Annotated in this window: 16 protein-coding genes and 2 rRNA genes; 10 read left to right on the top strand and 8 right to left on the bottom strand. The window is 68.6% G+C overall.

Annotation, left to right across the window (positions count from 1 at the left end; all coding sequences use genetic code 11):
- Positions 1–5: 5 nt before the first annotated feature.
- The 3 genes from ABGB14_RS21355 to ABGB14_RS21345 all read right to left on the bottom strand — a co-directional run bounded on the left by ABGB14_RS21355 (position 6) and on the right by ABGB14_RS21345 (position 3546).
- Positions 6–974, bottom strand: a complete 969-nt coding sequence (locus ABGB14_RS21355; protein WP_347645564.1) for an ABC transporter permease — start codon at positions 972–974, stop codon at positions 6–8.
- Positions 967–1911: an ABC transporter permease gene (locus tag ABGB14_RS21350; RefSeq protein ID WP_347645563.1), complete on the bottom strand. Its 945-nt coding sequence runs from the start codon at positions 1909–1911 to the stop codon at positions 967–969. Before ABGB14_RS21350 ends, ABGB14_RS21355 begins: the two co-directional genes overlap by 8 nt.
- A gap of 126 nt (positions 1912–2037) precedes the next feature.
- Entirely contained in the window at positions 2038–3546 is a 1509-nt protein-coding gene (locus tag ABGB14_RS21345; RefSeq protein WP_347645562.1) for an ABC transporter substrate-binding protein, read from the bottom strand.
- 613 nt (positions 3547–4159) lie between these two features.
- Between ABGB14_RS21345 and ABGB14_RS21340 the strand changes: the two genes are divergently transcribed.
- From ABGB14_RS21340 to ABGB14_RS21330, 3 genes are all read left to right on the top strand, one after another.
- Positions 4160–5095, top strand: coding sequence for an ABC transporter permease (locus ABGB14_RS21340; protein ID WP_347645561.1), 936 nt, complete (start codon positions 4160–4162; stop codon positions 5093–5095).
- Positions 5088–5954, top strand: a complete 867-nt coding sequence (locus ABGB14_RS21335; RefSeq protein ID WP_347645560.1) for an ABC transporter ATP-binding protein — start codon at positions 5088–5090, stop codon at positions 5952–5954. Before ABGB14_RS21340 ends, ABGB14_RS21335 begins: the two co-directional genes overlap by 8 nt.
- A 188-nt stretch (positions 5955–6142) precedes the next feature.
- Complete coding sequence (locus ABGB14_RS21330; protein ID WP_165977444.1) at positions 6143–6298, top strand: hypothetical protein; 156 nt, start codon at positions 6143–6145, stop codon at positions 6296–6298.
- A gap of 835 nt (positions 6299–7133) precedes the next feature.
- On the opposite strand, the gene ABGB14_RS21325 is transcribed toward ABGB14_RS21330, so the two are convergent.
- Complete coding sequence (locus ABGB14_RS21325; RefSeq protein ID WP_347645559.1) at positions 7134–7961, bottom strand: hypothetical protein; 828 nt, start codon at positions 7959–7961, stop codon at positions 7134–7136.
- Positions 7962–8421: 460 nt separating this feature from the next.
- The gene (locus tag ABGB14_RS21320; RefSeq protein ID WP_347645558.1) at positions 8422–9738 is read right to left on the bottom strand and encodes a lysine 2,3-aminomutase; all 1317 of its coding nucleotides are present in this window, start codon (positions 9736–9738) and stop codon (positions 8422–8424) included.
- Positions 9739–9914: 176 nt separating this feature from the next.
- On the opposite strand from ABGB14_RS21320, the gene ABGB14_RS21315 reads away from it, so the two are divergent.
- From ABGB14_RS21315 to ABGB14_RS21295, 5 genes are all read left to right on the top strand, one after another.
- Positions 9915–10472 (top strand): DUF1707 domain-containing protein, encoded by a 558-nt coding sequence (locus tag ABGB14_RS21315; RefSeq protein WP_347645557.1) that lies wholly within the window; start codon positions 9915–9917, stop codon positions 10470–10472.
- A 175-nt stretch (positions 10473–10647) separates the two neighbouring features.
- Positions 10648–11667: a phosphate acyltransferase PlsX gene (gene plsX / locus ABGB14_RS21310; protein ID WP_347645556.1), complete on the top strand. Its 1020-nt coding sequence runs from the start codon at positions 10648–10650 to the stop codon at positions 11665–11667.
- A 41-nt stretch (positions 11668–11708) separates the two neighbouring features.
- Positions 11709–14021 carry an HAD-IC family P-type ATPase gene (locus tag ABGB14_RS21305; protein ID WP_347645555.1) on the top strand — a complete coding sequence of 771 codons (2313 nt, stop codon included), beginning with the start codon at positions 11709–11711 and terminating at the stop codon, positions 14019–14021.
- Positions 14018–15745, top strand: a complete 1728-nt coding sequence (gene argS / locus ABGB14_RS21300; protein WP_347645554.1) for an arginine--tRNA ligase — start codon at positions 14018–14020, stop codon at positions 15743–15745. The genes ABGB14_RS21305 and argS overlap by 4 nt, the downstream gene beginning before the upstream one ends.
- Positions 15746–15906: 161 nt before the next feature.
- Positions 15907–17196 carry a hypothetical protein gene (locus ABGB14_RS21295; protein ID WP_347645553.1) on the top strand — a complete coding sequence of 430 codons (1290 nt, stop codon included), beginning with the start codon at positions 15907–15909 and terminating at the stop codon, positions 17194–17196.
- 357 nt (positions 17197–17553) lie between these two features.
- On the opposite strand, the gene ABGB14_RS21290 is transcribed toward ABGB14_RS21295, so the two are convergent.
- Positions 17554–17937 carry a cell division protein SepF gene (locus tag ABGB14_RS21290; protein ID WP_132331033.1) on the bottom strand — a complete coding sequence of 128 codons (384 nt, stop codon included), beginning with the start codon at positions 17935–17937 and terminating at the stop codon, positions 17554–17556.
- A gap of 168 nt (positions 17938–18105) precedes the next feature.
- Between ABGB14_RS21290 and ABGB14_RS21285 the strand changes: the two genes are divergently transcribed.
- Together ABGB14_RS21285 and ABGB14_RS21280 are read left to right on the top strand one after the other, a co-directional pair.
- A complete protein-coding gene (locus tag ABGB14_RS21285; protein ID WP_347645857.1) occupies positions 18106–18870 on the top strand; it encodes a PhzF family phenazine biosynthesis protein in 765 nt (254 codons plus the stop codon).
- A 345-nt stretch (positions 18871–19215) separates the two neighbouring features.
- Positions 19216–19698, top strand: a complete 483-nt coding sequence (locus tag ABGB14_RS21280) for a GNAT family N-acetyltransferase (protein ID WP_347645552.1) — start codon at positions 19216–19218, stop codon at positions 19696–19698.
- Between the two features lie 56 nt (positions 19699–19754).
- On the opposite strand, the gene rrf is transcribed toward ABGB14_RS21280, so the two are convergent.
- Both rrf and ABGB14_RS21270 read right to left on the bottom strand, forming a co-directional pair.
- Positions 19755–19871 (bottom strand): 5S ribosomal RNA (rrf, locus tag ABGB14_RS21275).
- 80 nt (positions 19872–19951) lie between these two features.
- Positions 19952–20184, bottom strand: a 23S ribosomal RNA gene (locus ABGB14_RS21270); the annotation flags it as partial.

The following is a 20184-nucleotide window of genomic DNA, read 5'->3' as shown; positions in this document are numbered from 1 at the left end:
CCCTTCTACCTGAGCTTCGGGTCGAGCGCGTCGCGCACCGCGTCGCCCATCATGATGAACGCGAGCACGGTGACGCACAGGAACGCCGCAGGGAACACCAGCGGGAGCGGCGCCTCCAGGAACCGGTTGCGCGCGTCGGCGATCATCAGACCCCACGAGATGTCCGGGGACAGCACGCCGACGCCCAGGAACGACAGCGCGGCCTCGGCGGCGATGAAACCGCCCAGGTTGATCGTGGCCACGACGATGACCGGCGCGAGCGAGTTGGGCAGCAGGTGACGGAACATGATCCGGCCCGCTCCCGCTCCCAGCGCCCTGGCGGCCACCACGAAGTCCTGGCTCTTCGCGGTGATCACGGCCGCTCTCATGATGCGGTACGTCATCGGCCAGCCGAGCACTCCCAGCGCGACGATGACCAGCAGGATGCTGTTGGCCTTGCCGCGGAAGGTGGCCGCGATCAGCAGCGCGCCGAGGATCGCGGGGATGGCGAAGAAGATCTCGGTGAACCGCGAGGACACCGCGTCGACGGCGCCGCCCTTGTAGCCGGCGATGATGCCGAGCAGGCTGCCGATCAGCGTGGTGACGATCGTGGTGAACACGCCGATGATGATCGAGTTCCGGGCGCCGTAGATCGTCCTGGAGTAGAGGTCGCAGCCCAGGTTGTCCCTGCCGAACAGGTGGCCGGGGCTGGGCCCCTGACGCGCCGTCGACAGGTCGCAGCTCCTGGCGTTGAACGGGTCGATCGAGGTGAACAGCGACGGCCAGAACGACATGACCAGCAGCACGAAGATGATGATCACCGAGATGATGAACATCGGCCGGCGCCGCAGGTCGTACCACGCGTCGGTCCACAGGCTGGCGGGCTTGCCGCCCTTGGGCTTCTTGCCCTCGCGTTCCGGTGCCTGGGTGGGCTCCGTGACCAAGGTCTGCGTATCCGGGAGCCCGGGCCCGACCGGCGGGGTTGGGTTACTCATAGCGGATCCTCGGGTCGAGCAGGGCGTACAACATGTCGACGACCAGGTTGGCCAGGATGTAGATCAGCACCAGGATGGTGACGATGCCCACGACCACCGGTTGTTCCCGCAAGTAAACCGACTGGAAGAGCTGATTTCCAATCCCCTGCAGGTTGAAGATCGTCTCGGTGATGACCGCGCCGCCCATCAGGTTGCCGAGGTCGGCGCCCAGAAAGGTGACCAGCGGGATCAACGCGTTGCGCAACCCGTGCCTGCCGATGACGCGGCGTCTCGACAGGCCCTTGGCCGTGGCCGTGCGGATGTAGTCGGCCCTCAGGGTCTCCGCCAGGCTGGTCCTGGTGAGCCTGGTCAGATAGGCGATCGACGTTCCCGCCAGCACGAAGCCGGGCAGCAGGTAGCTGCGCCAGCCGGCGAAAGTGCCGGCGACGGGGAAGATGTCGGCGCCCGTCCACTGTTTCAGTTTCACGCCGAGCAGGAGCTGCAGCACGAACCCCGTCACCAGCGTCGGGACTGAGATGAACAGCAGCGTCGAGGCGAGGATCATGGTGTCGGTGGCCTTGCCCCTGCGCAGCGCGGCCCACAGGCCGAGGCCGACGCCGATGACGGCCTCCATGACCAGCGCGGTCAGCGCGAGGTTCAGGGTGACCTGGAACTTGCCCGCCATGATCTGGGAAACGGGGACGTCGGCGAAGTTGACGCCGAAGTCGCCCGCGAAGAGCACGCCGCTGATGTAGTACCAGTACTGCACCAGCAGTGGATCGTTGAGGTGGTATTGCTCGCGCAGGACCTCGGCGATCGCGGGGTCGGGACGCTTGTCCCCGAACAACGCCGCGATGGGGTCTCCGGGCAGCGCGAAGACGATGCAGAAGATGAGTAGCGTGGCGCCGAACAGGACGGGGATCGCCTGGATCAAGCGCCTGATGACATAACGGCCCATTCAAGCCCTCCGGTACACACCTGGAGGCAGCCCTCGGAGTCCGCGAACTACCCGGCTCGAGCGGCTGCCTCCAAGTTCAGCCCTCCGACGGGTGGACGGCGCGGCCGCCCACCCCGGCGAACGACGTCAGGCCTTCTCGACGTCTGCCCAGTCAATCTGGTTGAGCAGGTTGAGCTTGACGTTCTTCACCTTAGTGGAGTGCCCGAAGTTGCTCCGGTAGAAGTAGACCGGGATGTACGGGAGGTCCTTGATCAGGATGTCGTCGGCCTGCTGGTAGAACTTCAGGCCCTCGGCGGCGTCGGTCGCCTGGTCACCCTTCTTGATCAGCTCGTCGAACTCCTTGTTCGAGTAGCCGCCGTAGTTGGAACCGGACTCGATGGCCCCGGTGGCGAAGATCGGGGTCAGGTAGTTCTCGGCCGCCGGGTAGTCGATCGCCCAGCCCATGCGGAACAGGCCCTTGTACTCCTTGCTGTCCAGAGCGTCCAGGATGCCCTGGAACTTCTCGAACGGCTTCGGCGTGACCTCGATGCCCAGGTTGGCGCGGAGGTTGTTGGCGACGGCCTCGATCCACTCCTTGTGGCCGCCGTCGGCGTTGTAGCCGATCTCGATGGTCTTGGGGCCGCCCGCCTCGTCGTACAGCTTCTTGGCCTCGGCCGGGTTGTACGTGCACGCGTCACAGGCGCCCTGGCGGTAGCCGGGGATGGCCGGGTTGATGAAGTCGTCGGCGGGCGCGCGGGTGCCGGAGAAGACCGTCTCGGCGATGGTCTTCCTGTCGATGGCCAGCGAGATGGCCCGGCGGACCTGCACGTCCTGGAAGTCGGGGTTGTACTTCAGCGGGACGCCGATGTAGCCGATGGAGGCGTCGGCCTCGTCGAAGTAGCGGTCACCGAGCGCGGCCTTGGCGCTGGCGATCGCGGAGGGAGGCAGCGAGTCGTCGACGTCGAGGTTCTCGGCCTGGAGGTCGTTGTACGCGGTCTCGGCGCTGGTGTAGAGCTTGAACTGGAGCTTGGTCCAGTTCGAGGGCTTCTTGCCCGGGAACTTGTCGTACACCGACGCCTCGATGGTCGCGTCGGTGCCCTTCTTGTAGGGCTTGTCCAGCTTGAACAGGCCCTGACCGATCGGCTGCTCGCCGTAGGCCTGGGTCACCTTGCCGTCGGGGCCGAGGGCCGACTCCGGCAGCGGGTAGAAGGCGGTGTAGCCCAGCATGGTCTTGAACTGCGAGAACGGCGCCGCGAGCGTGACCTCGAGCGTGAGGTCGTCGACGACCTTGAGGCCCTTCATCTCCTTGGCCGACGGCTTCTTGCCCTCGCCCGGGTGGACGTCCTCGTAGCCGTCGATGCGCCCGAAGAAGTAGGACGCGCTCATGGCGTTGTCCTGGAGTGCCGCGTAGTTCCACGCGCGCGCGTAGTCGGCCGCGGTCACGGCGGTGCCGTCGTGCCACGTGTAGCCGGACTTCAGCTTGATCGTCCAGACCTTGCTGTCTTCGGTCGTGATCGACTCGGCGGCCTCCTCGACTGGCTGCTTGTTCTCGTCGTAGCCGACAAGCGGAGAGAAGAGCGCGGCGAGAACCTCGGAGCCTTCGGTCTCGGTGGTGTTCTGCGGAACCAGGAGCTCCTGAGGCTCACCGATTTCCATGCGGACCGGCGTGGTGTCCCCGCCGCCCGCGGCAGTGCCACCGCTGTCCGAGGCACCGCCGCCACACGCGGCAACCGCGAGGGCCAGCAGCGCGGTACCGGCGACGATCTGTGCGCCCTTAGTAACACGCATGGTGAAAGATTTCCTCCCTCTACAGGTGGGCGTAAGCGCTGAGCTGCGGTGATCGTGAGCAGCCTGACGGGGGGTCCTGGTATCCCCCCGGGTTTGGCTGACATGGTCAAACCAGCCGACGCCCTGCCAGTCGATCGCGACTATCCCTCACTACTTGCCACCAGGACGTCTCTGGCGCGTTGCAGTTCGGTCACACGTACGCCCATCAACCGTCACAGACATTTAGCCCTATCAGTATGGAACGGTACAGACCACACCAAGCAGGTCCTGCATGGACGTGAACTGCCGATGAAAATTACCCCCTACACGAAGGCGCTCGCGCCCTTGCCGCCACACGCCGCCACACCCCGCCCGGCTGAGCTACGGTTGAGCAGGTCTTGACGGCGCCTTGGAACCCAGCGTCCCGAGACTCCGTCCAACTGACTGTCGCCGACCCGTGCGACAGGCACCTCACCGACTGGGATCCAATAGAGTCCTTGCCATGAGCCAGCCGGAATCCGCTGTCGCGGACGCCCAGGCGGGCGGCCGAAGCGGGCAGGAGCCGCTGGCCAAGCTCGCCAAGCGATATGGGCTTCGCCGTGCCATCGCGCGGCCGAGGTTCCCTGTCTACCTGCGCCAGTTGTGGCAGCGCCGCCACTTCATCCTGACATACGCGACCTCGCGCAACGTCTCGAAATACTCGAGCTCGGCGCTCGGCCAGCTGTGGCAGGTGCTGACTCCCCTGCTCAACGCGGGCATCTACTACGTGATGTTCGGTGTCGTCCTCGGCGGCAGAGACGGCATCGACAACTACCCGGCGTTCCTGCTGACCGGGATGTTCATCTTCACCTACACGCAGCGCACGGTCACCGCCGGCGCCAAGTCGATCTCCGGCAACCTGTCGATGATCCGGGCCCTGCACTTCCCCAGGGCCTCGCTGCCGCTCGCCTACACGATCCAGGAGCTCCAGCAGCTCGCCATCTCCATGGGCGTCCTCCTCACCATCGTCTGGGCCACCGGCGAGTGGCCGACGTGGTTCTGGCTCATGATCCCGGTGGTGCTGCTGCTCCAGACGATGTTCAATGTCGGGATGGGCCTGGTGGTCGCCCGGCTCGGCGCGCAGATGCGCGACCTCAACCAGTTGCTGCCGTTCATCTCCCGCACCTGGCTCTACGCCTCGGGCGTGTTCTTCTCGATCCAGGACAAGGTCGTCGGGAAGGCGGAGTTGCCGCAGTGGGTGGCGGACGTGATGTACCTCAACCCCGCCGCCTCCTACATCGAGTGGATGCGCGAGATCCTCATCGGGTCGCACAACCAGCAGTACGGTTACCACCCCCCGGCGACGGTGGTGCTGTCTTGCGTATTCTGGGCGGTGTTCGTGCTCGGCTTCGGCTTCTGGTACTTCTGGCGGTCCGAGGAGAGGTACGGGCGTGGCTGAACTGACCAAGGAGCTGTCACAGGTGAAGGGCGAGAAGCCCGCCGTCCCGGGCAAGGATGTCAAGGTGCATCCCAACCCGGAGCCCTCGGGCAAGCGGCCTCTTGACGTCCCCACGGGCACTCCGACCGTCATCGTCGACGACCTCCACATCGTCTACCGTGTCTACGGCGCGGCCTCGGAGAGCGAGAAGGGCAACGCGGTCAACGCCCTCACACGCCTTCTGAAGCGCCAGGGACGCCCGCAGATGAAAGAGGTCCACGCGGTCAAGGGCGTCACGTTCGTGGCCTACCACGGCGACGCCATCGGCATCGTGGGGCGCAACGGCTCGGGCAAGTCCACGCTGCTGCGGGCCATCGCGGGCCTGCTGCCGCCGCACAAAGGAGCCGTCTACACCGACGGTCAGCCGTCGCTGCTCGGCGTCAACGCGGCTCTCATGCGCGAGTTGACCGGCGAGCGCAACATCGTGCTCGGCTGCTACGCCATGGGCATGACACCGGCCGAGGTCCGCGAGAAATACCAGGAGATCGTCGACTTCTCCGGCATCGACGAGTTCGTCCAGCTGCCCATGTCCACCTACTCCTCCGGCATGGGCGCCCGCCTGCGCTTCGCCATCTCCTCCGCCAAGACCCACGACGTCCTGCTGATCGACGAGGCCCTGGCGACCGGCGACCGCGAGTTCCGCAAGAAGAGCCAGGAGCGCATCCGCAAGATCCGCGAGTCGGCCGGCACGGTCTTCCTCGTCGCCCACGACCACAAGGTCATCGAGGAGACCTGCAACCGCGTCATCTGGCTGCACAAAGGCAAGATCAAGATGGACGGCGACCCGAAAGAGGTCATCGCCGCCTACAACAAGGGCTGACCCCGCCCCCACGCTGTCGCCACACCGACCCCGCCGCCGGTGTGGCGCCTTTCGTCGTGCCCGGCCTTCGATCACGTGTGCGAAACGCCGGCGACGGGAGGGGTTAATGACTGACAGCGAGCCTGCCGTTCCGATAGAATTCGAACGCCAATTCGATCTGGGGAACGGCGATGGAGTGGGAGCGCGCGATGGGAGAGCTTTCGGCCGCGATTGACCACCTGGCCACCGAAGACGTGTCCGAGATCCCGCGGATGCAGCTCGCCGAGCAGCTCCTGGAGCTGCACTGGCAGATGGCCAGGCTGCAGGCCCAGATAGCCCGCCGCACCGGCGTCCGACTCCCCTGAGCCCGCACGGCGCCGCTCTCCGCCCCCGCACGGCGTCGGGCCGCCCGATCCCGGCCGCATCGCGCCGGTCTGCCCTGGCCCCGCCGCACGGCTCGTGCGGTCTCCCTCCGCCCCGCCGCGACACGCCGTCCTGACGAGACCAACGCCATCGTTCCACCACGTCGCGGGAAAGGGCCCACTCGGGCCCGCACTGCATGCGCTCGCCGCTCGTCGAGCCACCCGCGTCGTCGACGCGTTCCCGGGCGCGTCCCGGGCGGCAGGTCCGGCCTTGGACCCGGCGCACGGGCAGGCCGTGCTGACGGCCGGCGATGCGCGCGTGTCGGCGGCCCGCCACGTGGCGGTCAGACGGCGTCTCCCTGGAGGCCCTCAGCCACGTTCGGCGGGTGGGGTGACCTTGGCGGTGCCGTAAAGGGAGGGGGAGAAAGCATGCCGCCGGCCCCGGGGTGGGGCCGGCGGCGGGCGGCTCGTGCGGCGCCGCCGCCCTGCAGTGGCGGCGCGGTGCGCGAGCTCGCCCCGGGCTCGGACGCGTCCGCCCTCGCCCGTCATGAGATCACCCGCGTGCGCGGCCCGTGCGCGCGACGACTCGCGACCCACGCGCGGCCGGCCCGGAGCGCTCGGCACCTGTGAGCGCCCCACCGGCCTGGCACGTCAGCACGACGGCGTCCCCGCCACGGTGAGATCCCTATCCGTGGACGGCGATGTCCCGCTCCTCCTGCCGAGGAGACGGCCTACGGGTCACCGGCACGACCTGGCTCCCGGCGTCGGCACCTGTGACGCCCGCGAACCCTCGTGCCGGCCCCCGGCGAGCCACGCTCGCCGGCGCCTCCGCCGTCGGCTAGTCGCGGTCCCAGGAGTTCCGCACCGAGCTCGTCAGCGCGCCGGTGGACCATCCGAGCGCGGTCATCACGTCACGGTGCGACGCGGCGGCCTTGGTGCCGCTGGTCTCGAGGGCGCCCGAGGCCTCCCGGACGAGCGGCGTGAGCTCGTCCAGGGTGGCGGCCCTGGGCAGGCCGGGCAGCGCCTCGGCGACCGGGGCCGCCTCGGCGGGCGCGACCTTCCCGATCACCGTGGACAGCCGTCCACCGGGCATGCCCGGCAGCGCGTTCTTGGCGGCCTGCGTGAGACCGGACGCGGAGGTCTGCGCCGCGACGCCCTTGACGGGCGCGCCCTCGGTGACCGGCAGCTTGACCAGCGTGTTGCCGAGGGACGACTCGGCCAGGCCGGCCAGGGCGGCGACAACGCCGTGCACGGTCGCGGCCTGGGTGGCGACCTCGCTCCTGCCCTGCCGGAACGCCTTGGCCGACGGGTTCGCCGCCTCCGCCATGCGGGCCGCGCCCGACAGCAGGGGCAGCGACGACTTCGCGCCGCGGCTGTTACGGACCCCCATCCCGCCGACGATCGGCGACAGCTCGGCCAGCGGGTCGCCACCCTTGGTGACGTCCTCGGCCGAGTTGGGCGTGCCCATGGTCCGCCGCTGGTTGTCGGCTATCCTCCGGTACTCGGCCAGAGCGTCCCTCTCGGCCTCTGTCAGCCCCCGCGGCTGGGCGGGGACGCCGAAGAGCGCGCTGACCAGCTCGCCGGTGATCCCGCCGCCGCCGAGCGGGCTCGTCGCGGTGGTGCCTGCGCTCCGGCTGCCGGAGAGGACGTCCGCTTGGGCCGGCACGGCCAAAGCCGCCGCCAAGCCAAATGTTGTGACGGCTACAGCCGCCTTGACTACTCGATTCATGATTGCCTTCCCGGCTCGTGATCGATCGCTCTCGAATGCGGTGGAAATGCGAATCGATAACCCCCGAATGCCGTGGCGTACGCGCTATGGGCACCACATCGGGCGTGCCGTCACGGCTGAGCTACGCCAGCAGTTCTATCACTCGCTGTGACCGGCCGCAGGCTCATGAATGCCCATGTAGAAGGGGTTTGCAGCACGGTTACCGAGTGAGGGGGGAGCGTTGAGCGGGGAGACAAAACGGAAATAGGAGGGTCTTGTTTCTGATAGTGCACGCCCGCGCGGCGCACTTCGCGCGGGCCGCCTCATAACCACCCTTCGGCCCGTGAACAATGGGTCGCGAAAACAAATGTCACGGGCCGGGGCGTAATTTTCCGGTCGCGTTGGACGCGCGCGACCGTCAGACGGGCAGCAGGGCTTCCTCCTGCTCGAACGGAAAACGATCGGCGAAGGCCGGCCGGAGGTCGCTCAGCCACACCGCGGTCGGATCGTAGCGCGCGAAGAACGGCCGCCTCACGAGTGAGGGGTCGCGCGCCTGGATGAGGTGGAGCATGAAGACCCGCTCCCCGGCGATCTCCGTGACGCCGTCGACGCACACCTTTCCGGGCGTGGCGGACATCGACGGACCGCGGACCGTGCGGCAGAGCCCGGAGACGGACGCGTAGGCGTCCCGGAAGATCTCGTACGCACGGGCCAGCGGCACCGCGAAGTAGTCCTGGGGACCCGTGTCGCGCTCGACGAACATGTAGTAGGGAATCATCCCCATCCTGAGCTGGCGCCGCCACATGCGCTCCCACACGGCGGGGTCGTCGTTGATGGACCTGATCAGCGGCGCCTGGGTGCGGATCGTGGCGCCGCTCCCGAGGATGCGCTTGACCGCCGACTCCACCAGCGGCGACTCCAGCTCGCGCGGGTGCGAGAAGTGGGCCATGAACGCGAGGTTCTTGCCCGCCTTCGTGACCTCCTCGAACAGGCCGAGCGTGGCGTCGGCGTCGGGGTCGGTGGTGAAGCGCTGCGGCCAGTAGGCCAGCGCCTTGGTGCCGATGCGGATGGACTCGAGCTGGTCCAGCTCCAGGAGCGGCTCGATATATCGCCTGATGACGGGCTCGCCCATGATCATGGCGTCGCCGCCGGTGATCAGGACGCTGGTGACCTCGGGATGGCTGCGGATGTAGCTCACCATCTGGCCGATGTCGTCAGAGGCGAACTTCAGGTCCGCGTCCCCGACGAACTGCGCCCACCTGAAGCAGTAGGTGCAGTAGGCGTGACAGGTCTGCCCCTGCTTGGGGAAGAACAGCACGGTCTCGGGATATTTGTGTTGCATGCCTGGGACAGGCTCATCGTCGATCTTCGGGACGTTGAGCTCCTTCTGGCCCGCGGGATGCGGGTTGAGCTGTGCGCGGACGCGGTTGGCCTCAGCCTGGATCTCGGCGTTGGGCGCCTCGGCCTTGAGCAGGTCGGCCAGCCGGGCGACGTCTTCCGCGGGCAGCATGTCCTCCTGAGGGAAGACGAGCCGGTATATCGGGTCGTCGGGCGCGGCCGACCAATCTATGAGTTCCTCGACGACGTAGGCGTTCGTCCGGAACGGCAACACCGTGGCCACGGCGCGAACCTTCAGCCGCTCCTCATCGCCGAGCCCCGCACGCTGCAGGAGCTCGTCGAGATGCTTGGACGTGTACGCCTTGAAGCGTCGGGTGCCTGCCTGGTTCAAGATCACTAGGCCTGTCCCATCTTTTTTGTTCGATCTGATGTAAACCTCACGACCCTGTCGCGCGTCTACGGTTCTTAATACCCGGACGCTCCCAGTCGCGTCACCGGTTCCACCAGGCTCCAAGTTTCTCTGGAGGTTTGGCGAGACTCGCGACATATCGCGAATAGGCCTACACTCGTCGTGTGACCGACGATCCGGACCTTCGCGCCTCCGACAACGACCGCGACCGCGTGGCCGCCGTGCTGTCCGAGGCGCTCGCCGCAGGCAGACTCACCAGCGTCGAGCACGCCGACCGCCTCGATCTCACCTACACGGCGAAAACGGTCGGGGAGCTCGTCCCCATCACCAAAGACCTGCCCGACATATCCGCCGCCGGCGTGCCCACCGCCATCGAGCAGCAGGTCATCGACTCGAAGTTCAGCAAGGTCGTGCGCAAGGGCCGCTGGGTCGCCTCCAGGAACACCAGGCTGTCCGCGCGGTTCGGCGCGCTGATCATCGACCTGTCCGACGCCGTCCTGCCCGGCCGCGAGATCACGATCGAGACGAACGCCTGGTTCAGCAAGCTGATCGTGCGCGTCCCCGAGAACGCCCACGTGATCGACGAGGGCAGCTCGATGTTCGGCAAGCGCAACGTGACCGGCGGCTCCGAGGCCGACGGTCCGCTGATCCGCGTCACGGGGGCGTCGAAGTTCTCCAAGGTGATCGTGTCGCGCGGGATGTCCGACTGGAACCTGCGCTGACGGCGCCCCGCCTCGCGACGGCGAACGGGCCCGGCACGACTGGAACCGCCCCATGCGGGAACCAGGAGGGCCTACCCGCCGGTTAACCTGGCACTGCCGTGCCTACGATGCGGACATCCGAGCCCGCGTTCCGGCCAAGCCATGACGGCGGGCTCGATGCCGTACGAGGTGATCATTGTCCGACAGCAGGCCCATCGCGCTCGACGCCATGGGCGGCGACCACGCACCGCACGAGATCGTGGCGGGAGCGGTCCACGCCGTACGCGAGCGCGGCCTGCGCGTCGTTCTCGTCGGCTCGCCCCGCGTGCTCTACGAAGCGCTCGCCGACCACGACGCGACGAGGGAGATCCCGATCGTCCGGGCCGAGGAGGCCCTGGCCATGGACGAGGGCGCGCTGGCCAGCCTGCGCCGCCCCCGCTCCAGCCTCGCCGTCGCCTGCCACCTCGTACGCCGCGGCGACGCGGGCGCGGTGGTCTCCGCCGGCTCCACCGCGGCCATCGTCGCCACCGGCAGGCTCAGGCTGAAAGGCCAGCAGGGCGTGCTCAGGCCGGCCATAGCCGTCGCCCTGCCCACGCTCCCGCACCCCACCCTGCTGCTCGACGCCGGGGCCAACGCCGAGGCCAAGCCGGAGATGCTGGTCCAGTTCGCCCATCTCGGCGCCGCCTACGCCGAGCTGGCCCACGGCGTCGAGCAGCCCAGGGTCGGCCTGCTGACCATCGGCGCCGAGGCCGAGAAGGGCAACAAGCTCGTCAAGCGCGCACACGAGCTGCTGCAGGGCTCTCCCGGCATCCACTTCACCGGCAACGTCGAGGGCTACGACCTGCTGACCGGCCAGGCCGACGTGATCACCACCGACGGCTTCACCGGCAACGTGGCGCTCAAGACCATGGAGGGCGCAGTCCGCTACGCGTTCGCCGAGCTCCAGGAGAGCATCGGCGACAGCAGGCTGGCCAGGCTCGGCGCCGCCATGCAGCGCTCGCGCCTGCGCGAGCTGCGCCGCCGCCTCGACGCCGAGGCGTACGGCGGCGCCGTCCTGCTCGGGCTGAACGGCACCGTCGTCATCGCCCACGGCTCGTCCAGGGCCCAGGCGATCAGCGCGGCCTGCCGACTCGCGGACGACCTGTCGTCGAGCGGCATCGTCACCGAGGTCGGCGAGCGGATCGCCGCCACGCATCGCTCCCACAGGCTGTGGTGACCCTTTAGGGTGTGAGACCGATCCACGCAACAGGGGGACATGTGGACGGGCTTGCCTCAACGCTGCGGGGCCTGACTCCCGCACAGGTGGCGCGGGCGCAGACCAACGATGTCCCGCGCCGCTCGAGCAGGTCGTTGAGCGCGATCCTCAGATCCAACGTCCTGACGCTGTTCAACCTCGTCATCGGGGTGCTCAGCGTCCTCGTGCTCGTCTTCGGCGAGTGGCAGGACGTCATGTTCGGGCTGATCATCGTGGCCAACGCGCTGATCGGCATCGTCCAGGAGCTGCGCGCCAAGCGCACGCTCGACCGCCTCGCGGTGATCAACGAGGCTCCCGTACGCGTCCGCCGCGACGGAAGCGAGCAGCGGATCGAGGCCCGCCAGATCGTCCTCGGCGACCTCATCCTGCTCGGCCCGGGCGAGCGCCTGCTGGTCGACGGCGAGGTCGTCGAGTCCGACGGGCTGGAGGTGGACGAGTCCCTGCTGACCGGCGAGGCCGACCCCGTGCACAAGCGGCCGGGCGACGAGGTCCTGTCGGGCAGCTTCGCCGTCGCGGGCTCCGGCGCGTTCGTCGCCACGAAGGTCGGCACCGACGCGTACGCCGTGCGGCTCGCGGAGGAGGCCAGCAAGTTCCACCTCGCCCACTCCGAGCTGCGGGACGGCATCGCCGGCTTCATCAAGTACGTCACCTGGCTCCTGATCCCGGTCGGCGGCCTGCTGCTCTACAGCCAGCTCAGCAACTCCGCCGATCTCGGCACCGCGGTCACCGGCGCGGTCGCGGGCATCGTCACCATGATCCCCGAGGGCCTGGTGCTGATGACCTCGATCGCCTTCGCCGTCGGCGTCGTACGCCTCGGGCGGCGCAAGTGCCTCGTCCAGGAGCTGCCCGCGGTCGAAGGGCTGGCCAGGGTGGACGTGCTATGCCTGGACAAGACCGGCACCCTCACGGCCGGCGGGATGGACCTCGACCGGGTGCTGCCGCTGCGCGACGGCCAGCCGGTCGAGGCGGCGCTGGCCGCCCTCGCCCACCTCGACCAGCAGCCCAACGCCACCGCCCAGGCCATCAGCGCCCGCTTCCCCGGGGTCGAGGACGGGTGGGTGGCCCGCGCGACCGTGCTGTTCTCCTCCACGCGCAAGTGGAGCGGCGCCGACTTCGGCGAGCGCGGCACCTGGGTGCTGGGGGCTCCCGACGTGCTGCTCGACGGGGGCGACTGTTACGACAGGGCCGCCGAGCTGGCCGCCGACGGCACCCGCGTGCTGCTGTTGTGCCGTACGGACGTCCTGTCGGCGGACGCGTCATGGGCGGAGCCCGAGCCCGTCGCCCTCGTCACCTTCACGCAGCGTGTCAGGCCCGACGCGCGAGACACCCTGCGCTACTTCGGCGAGCAGGGCGTGACGGTCAAGGTCATCTCCGGAGACAACCCCGACGCGGTCTCGGCGATCGCGACCGGCCTGGGCATCCCCGGCGGCGAACACTCGATCGACGCCAGGACGTTGCCGCGTGACGACCCGGACAGGCTCGGCGAACTGCTGGACTCCCACACGGTCTTCGGCCGGGTCTCCCCGCGGCAGAAACGCGAGTTCGTCGCCGCCCTCCAGTCCCGCGGCCACACCGTGGCCATGACCGGCGACGGCGTCAACGACGTGCTCGCGCTGAAGGACGCCGACCTGGGCATCGCGATGGGGGCGGGCAGCCCGGCCACCAAGGCGGTCGCCCAGGTGGTGCTGCTGGACGACAGGTTCGCCACGCTGCCGCACCTCGTGGGCGAGGGCCGCCGGGTGCTGGCCAACATCGAACGCGTCTCCCACCTGTTCCTCACCAAGAGCTTCTACGCGATCGTGTTGTCGGTGGTCGTCGGGCTGGCGGGGCTGATGTTCCCTTTCGCGCCACGCCACTCGACGCTGACGAACGCCCTGACCATCGGCATCCCCGTGCTCTTCCTCGCGCTCACGCCCACGCTCGAACGCGCCAGACCCGGGTTCGTCCCCCGGGTGCTGCGCTTCGCCGTACCCGCCGGGGTGTTGTGCGCGGCGGCGGTGCTGCTGGCGTTCTGGGCCGCCCACGACAGCACGACGACGCTCGTCCAGACCCAGACGTCCGCGGTGATCGCGCTCTTCCTCACCACCTGGTGGGTGCTCGTGCTGATCGCCAGGCCGCTCAACTGGTGGCGTACGGTCCTCGTCGGCGCCATGGCCGTGCTGTTCGCCGTCAGCCTGACGCTGCCCTTCGTCAGGGAGTTCTTCGCGCTCCAGCCCGGCGACGTGGCCAGGGATCTGACGGCCGTCGGCATCTCCGTCGTGGCGGCCGCGGCGATCAGCATCGCGGTCAGGCTCGCCGGTACCCTTAAAGCATGACCGACCCGCAGATTGTGCTCACCGAGCGCGTCCAGCAGGCGCTGGCGCACGCGTTCGGCCCCGAGCACGCCGACGCAGACCCGCTGATCCGGCCCTCCCAGTTCGCCGACTTCCAGGCGAACGTCGCGATGAGCCTGGCCAAGCGACTGCGACGGGCGCCGCGGGAGGTCGCCGAGGCGATCAAGAGCGCGCTGTCCGACTTCCCCGGCACGGTCGACGTCAGCGGCCCCGGCTTTCTCAACATCACTCTCGACGACTCGTGGATCGAGTCCGAGGCCCAGCGCGTGCTGGCCGACCCGCGGCTGGGCGTCGGCTCGATCGCGCCCTCCCAGACCGTGGTGATCGACTACTCCGCGCCCAACGCGGCCAAGGAGATGCACGTCGGCCACCTGCGCACGACGATCGTCGGCGACTCGCTGGCGCGCCTGCACGAGCACCTCGGCAACACCGTGATCAGGCAGAACCACCTGGGCGACTGGGGCACCCCGTTCGGCATGCTCATCGAGCACCTGCTCGACATCGGCGAGGAGACCGCGGTCGCGCAACTCGAGGCCGGCATGGGCACGGAGTTCTATCAGGCGGCGCGGGCCAAGTTCGACGGCGACGAGGCGTTCAAGCAGCGCGCCCGGGTGCGGGTGACCACGCTGCAGTCCGGCGACCCCGACACGATGCGGCTCTGGCACGTGTTCATGGACGCCACCGTCCGCTACTTCAACAAGGTCTACCAGCTGCTCGGCGTCACGCTGACCGACGCCGACCTCGCCGGCGAGAGCATGTACAACCCCATGCTCCAGAAGACGTGCGACGACCTGGAGGCCTCCGGGGCGGCGGTGATCAGCGACGGCGCGCTCTGCGTGTTCCCGCCCGGCTTCACCGGCTCCGACGACAAGCCTCTGCCGCTCATCATCAGGAAGAGCGACGGGGGCTACGGCTACGCCTCCACCGACATGGCGGCCATCCGCTACCGCGTCCACGACCTCAAGGCCGACCGCATCCTCTACGTCGTGGGGTCCGAGCAGGCGCTGCACTTCCGCATGGTGTTCGCGGCGGCGCGGGTGGCGGGCTGGCTGCCCGACACGGTCTCGGCCGAGCACGTCCAGATCGGCATGATGCTCGGCAAGGACGGCCGCCGGTTCAAGACCCGTTCCGGCGAGTCCATCAAGCTGTTCGACCTGCTGCAGGAGGCCATCGCCCGGGCCACGGCGGCGATCTCCGACCGGGGCTACGACGAGGCCACGAAGAGCGAGATCGCGCGTGCTGTCGGCATGGGCGCAGTGAAATATGCCGACTTGTCGGTCAGTCACGACAGCGAATACGTCCTCGACTTCGACCGCATGCTCGCCTTCACCGGCAACACCGGCCCCTACATGCAGTACGCCACGGCCCGGATCCGCTCCATCTTCCGCCGGGCCGGCATCGAGCCCTCCGACGCGAAGGGCCCGATCCTGCTGGGCGACCCCGCCGAGCGCGCCCTGGCCCTCCATCTGCTCGGTTTCGGCTCGCTCGTCGAGCAAGTGGCCGAGCAGTCCGAGCCCCACCGGCTGTGCGCCTTCCTCTACGAGACCTCCAGCCTCCTGAGCACGTTCTACGAGCAGTGCCCGGTGCTCCGGCCGGAAGTGCCGCCGGAGACGCGCGCCTCCCGCCTCGCGTTGTGCGCGCTGACCATGGCCGTGCTGGAGACCGGGCTCGGCCTTCTGGGCGTCCCTGTCCCCGAGCGCATGTAACACGCAGTTGACCCAAAGCTCCCGTTCCGTCGTGGGCGCGCCTTCACCGAGTTGGCGCGCCCCAGCGGCTAGGCTTTACGCGGTCATGAACTGAGGCCGAAATGGGGGAGTTCTCTGCCTTGAGCACGGACCTGACTGCGAGCCCCCAAGCAGCGACGGAGGTGCATCGCTACGCGGAGGCGTTGCTCGCACACCTCGCCGCCAACGGCTCCGCACCTCCCGCCGCCCCGGGCTTCCGCGACATCCCCGGCTACTGGCTGCCTCCCGCCGTCGAAGCGCTGGTCGCCATCCTCGCCGGCGACGACCCCCTCGAGCCGCTGAGCAGGGCGGCAGGGCGCGACCAGCAACAGACCGCGCTCTTCCTCTGCCTGGCCCTGGCCGTGTCCGGGCAGGGCAGTCGCATCCACGCCTCATGGCTCGGCACCGCCTTCGGCGAGCTGTCCCTCGACCGGCCGGTCACCCACGGGCAGCGCTCCCTCTGGCTGGCCGCCGCCAGAGGCGCCTACGGCCCCGCCGGCAAGATCTTCGTGCTGCGCAAGCTCGACGTGCTGGCCGTGCAGGAACACGCCGACCCGCAGCAGTGGATGCGGTCACTGGTGCCGGACGAGCCGTCGGTCGTCGTGCCGCCGTCCCTCGTCGACTTCCCCGAGATGGCGGAGATCCCCGAACTGGCCAAGCCCGCGGTGGCCGCCGCCCGCCTGGCGAGGTTGCGCGGCCGCGTCTCCGAGATCACCTCGGCCCGGCAGTCCGACCACGACTCCTCTGCCCCGCTCGACAACAGCACCGGCAGCCCCGCCACGTCCTGGGCCGAGGACGAACCACTCGCCGTGCTGCGCTCGCTGATCGGCCAGAGCGGACCGGCCGGCCCGATGGCCTCGCTCGGCTCACACCTGCTCGACGACCTGCACCCCGGCGCCGACCCCCATCTGGCGGCGATCGCCCTCCACGTGGCTGCGCCCATCCTGCGGGGCGTCGCCGAGGAACTGGAGGCCGACAGCCGGCTGGAGCCGCCGGAGACGCTGACGGTGCCGCTGCTCGGCCACCGCATCCACCTGCGGCCCGAGGGTCCCGACGAGCTCTCGATGGCCGCCGCCGAGGAGGCCATCGTCGCCGACGGGGTCGTACCCCGCGGCCGGCCATGGGCCGCCATGGTGCTGATCGTCGCCGGGGTCGCCTGCCTCGTCGGCGCCGTCTTCCTCAACCACCTGCTCGTCGCGGCCGCCGTGGCCATGATCGGTCTGGCGGGCTGGCAGCTCTGGCTGCGCCGCAAGCTCGTCGAAGCCGACGCCCGCTACGTGACGGCCCAGGTGGGCGAGCTGAAAGAGCTGGCCGAGGGGGCGGTGTGGGCCCTGCACGCCTACGCCCGCGAAGCCGATGCCCGCGCGAGGCAGGCCGCCTCCGACGCGGTGGAGCTGGCCCGCCTGATCCGCCGCGGCCCGCGCGCAGGCTGAGCTTCCCGCCGAAGGCAGGCACCCGGCTTCCTCACCCACGGTGGACTCGAGAACGCGCAGCCGCCTTTGACACAGCCCCGGTACCGGGCTTCCTCACCACTCAGTGGTTCACGCCGTACAGAGCCTCAGGGCCCGCATCGGGCTTCCCCGCCCGCACGTGGGGTTGAGACCCGCACACGTGGGGCTTTCACCGGCCCGCCATCGCGGACGGACCTGCAGGCCGGGCCTGCGGGGCTGAACGTGCGACCGCACCGCAGCCCGTTTCGGTGTGACCCGGCCGCCGTCCCGTCGCGCCCGCACGCGACAAGGAGCTCCGGTCCCGTCAGGAGACCCGCGGCCCGCATCACAGCGGGTCTCCTACGAAACCTCGATCTCCACGTGTGCCGGCGCGAGCAGGAAGACGCGGTCGGCGATGCGCTCGATCCTTCCCTCGCACCCGAAGGCCAGCCCTGCGGCGAAGTCGACCATCCTCGTCGCCTCGGGCATCGGCATGCCCGTGACGTCCATGATCACCGTCTGCCCGTCACGGAAGTGCTGACCGATCATCGGCGCGTCGTTGTACTTGAGCGGCTGGACCATCACGATGCGTGACGAGTCGACGTTCGCGCGCCACCGTCTGGCAGCCCGCTCCGTAGCCGGCACGTATTCGTCCTCGTAGTGCCCGTCGTCGTCGTAGCCCTCGTCGTATTGGTCGATTCCGCCCAGGCCAAGGTAGCTCACCACCTTGCGCACAGCCCCCATCGGCTTGTCCTTTCCTCAGGAACTCACCGTAATCGGCACGTCCCTACACATTGGACGGTAACCGACGATTCCGCATTCGCCACGCGACACGCCCAGGACTAATTCCATTTTGTACGGCTTGCAGCCCGGTTGCAGCTGGATATCCGACCCTTGGATAGCATCGAGCACATGCGCCTCTTCACTGTGGACGCCTTCACGGACACAGCTTTCAAGGGTAATCCCGCAGCGGTCTGCCTGCTGGACTCTCCGGTTACTGACCGATGGATGCAGAGCGTAGCCGCCGAGATGAACCTCTCCGAGACCGCCTACCTGCTCGGAGATTCTCTGCGCTGGTTCACGCCCATGGTCGAGGTCACGCTCTGCGGTCACGCCACCCTCGCGACCGCCCACGTCCTCTATTCGACCGGGGCGGCGAGCGGCCGGCTCGAATTCACCACGGCCAGCGGGACGCTTACCGTGAATCGTCGCTCCGACGGCATGATCACCATGGATTTCCCGGCGAAGGAGGTGACCCCCTCCACCGTTCCCGCCGGCCTGGAGAAAGCGCTCGGAGCGACCCCGGTCCGCGTCGGAAAAAGCCACCTCGACCTGCTGGTCGAGCTCGAGTCAGAGGAATGGGTACGGTCACTGACCCCCGATATTCCAGCCCTGGCCGCCGTCGACGCGAGAGGTGTCATCGTCACCGCGCGGGGCACCGAGACCGACTTCGTCTCCCGCTTCTTCGCCCCCAACGTCGGCGTCCCAGAAGATCCGGTGACGGGCTCGGCCCACTGCGCGCTCTCACCGTACTGGTCGACCCGCCTCGGCCGATCTTCCCTGGTGGGGGCCCAGCTGTCGGACAGAGGGGGCCTCGTACACGTGACTCACGACGGTGACCGCGTCCACCTGGCCGGCCGGGCCGTAACGGTGCTCTCCGGCACCCTGAACGTCTGAGAGCTCCATCCAGGGAAGCGGGCCCCGGGTCCACAACCGCGAACGTCACGTGCGCGGAGGCCCTCCGTTCGTCATGCCCTCCTCGCCGAAAGCCAGCGAACCGAACATGGTCGGCACACCACCCGGCCGAGCGCAGCATCGCCATGCCTCTGCCCGGCCGCCATCACGGCGCGGCGCATCGACCAACCCGCCACCACCAACCACCGTTCCCGTGACTCCGGTGGAGGCGCCGACCATGTGCCGACCGTCACAACCTCGTCCGCCGAAGGGCCACCCGACACGATCCTGCCCACGCGTAACAGATCCCCTCTCAGCGACGTGCACCGAACATGGCACACTGCACAAATGAGGATCAGAGTCGCGGACGAGCACGACTTCCCCGGTTTTCTCAGCTTGGCGTCCGAGGTCGAACACTGGTTCGGGCCCATGGTCGCCGAGTCCGGCTTCCACGACGCCGTGCGCAAGAACCTCCGCCGATCGACGGCGCTCGTCGCAGTCTCGTCGGGCCCGGGTCTCCTCGGCGGGCTGTTGTTCGGGACATCCCATGCCCCGACCTACCACGTCCGATGGCTCGTCGTCTCGGAGCAGGCGCGGGGACAGGGCATCGGCCGGGCACTGATGGCTGACGCGATGCGCAGGTACGTACGCGGCCCGGGCAGCGTCGAGGTGGTCACCTTCGGCGCCGACCACCCTGGCGCTTCCGCCAGCGGTGCACGCGCCTTCTACGAGCGGCTCGGCTTCACCCCTGCCGAGGCCACCGACCCCGGGCCGGAGGGCGGCTCCCGGCAGGTCTACCGCCTCGCCGTCCCTCCCAAGCCCTTCGGGTGACACAAAAAAGAGGGGGTCCCGACGCGCTCAGCGTCGAAACCCCCTCCACAAAGATTGTCCGGCGGTGACCTACTCTCCCACACCCTCCCGAGTGCAGTACCATCGGCGCAGAGAAGCTTAACTTCCGGGTTCGGAATGTAACCGGGTGTTTCCTTCCCGCCATAACCGCCGTAACCCCACGAAACAACAAACCACCGTTTGCTGCCTCAGAATTGCCTAGTGGACGCGAGCAAAAACTAGAAAAGTATGCTTTGTGGTCAAGTCCTCGGCCTATTAGTACCGGTCAGCTCCACACGTTACCGTGCTTCCACACCCGGCCTATCAACCCGGTCGTCTACCGGGAGCCTTACCCCCTCACAGGGTGGGAGACCTCATCTCAAGGCGAGCTTCCCGCTTAGATGCTTTCAGCGGTTATCCCTTCCGAACGTAGCCAACCAGCCGTGCACCTGGCGGTACAACTGGCACACCAGAGGTTCGTCCGTCCCG

The sequence above is a fragment of the Nonomuraea sp. B10E15 genome, assembly GCF_039871615.1.
In the GTDB taxonomy this organism is placed as follows: domain Bacteria; phylum Actinomycetota; class Actinomycetes; order Streptosporangiales; family Streptosporangiaceae; genus Nonomuraea.
This window is presented reverse-complemented; position numbering and strand designations above follow the sequence as displayed.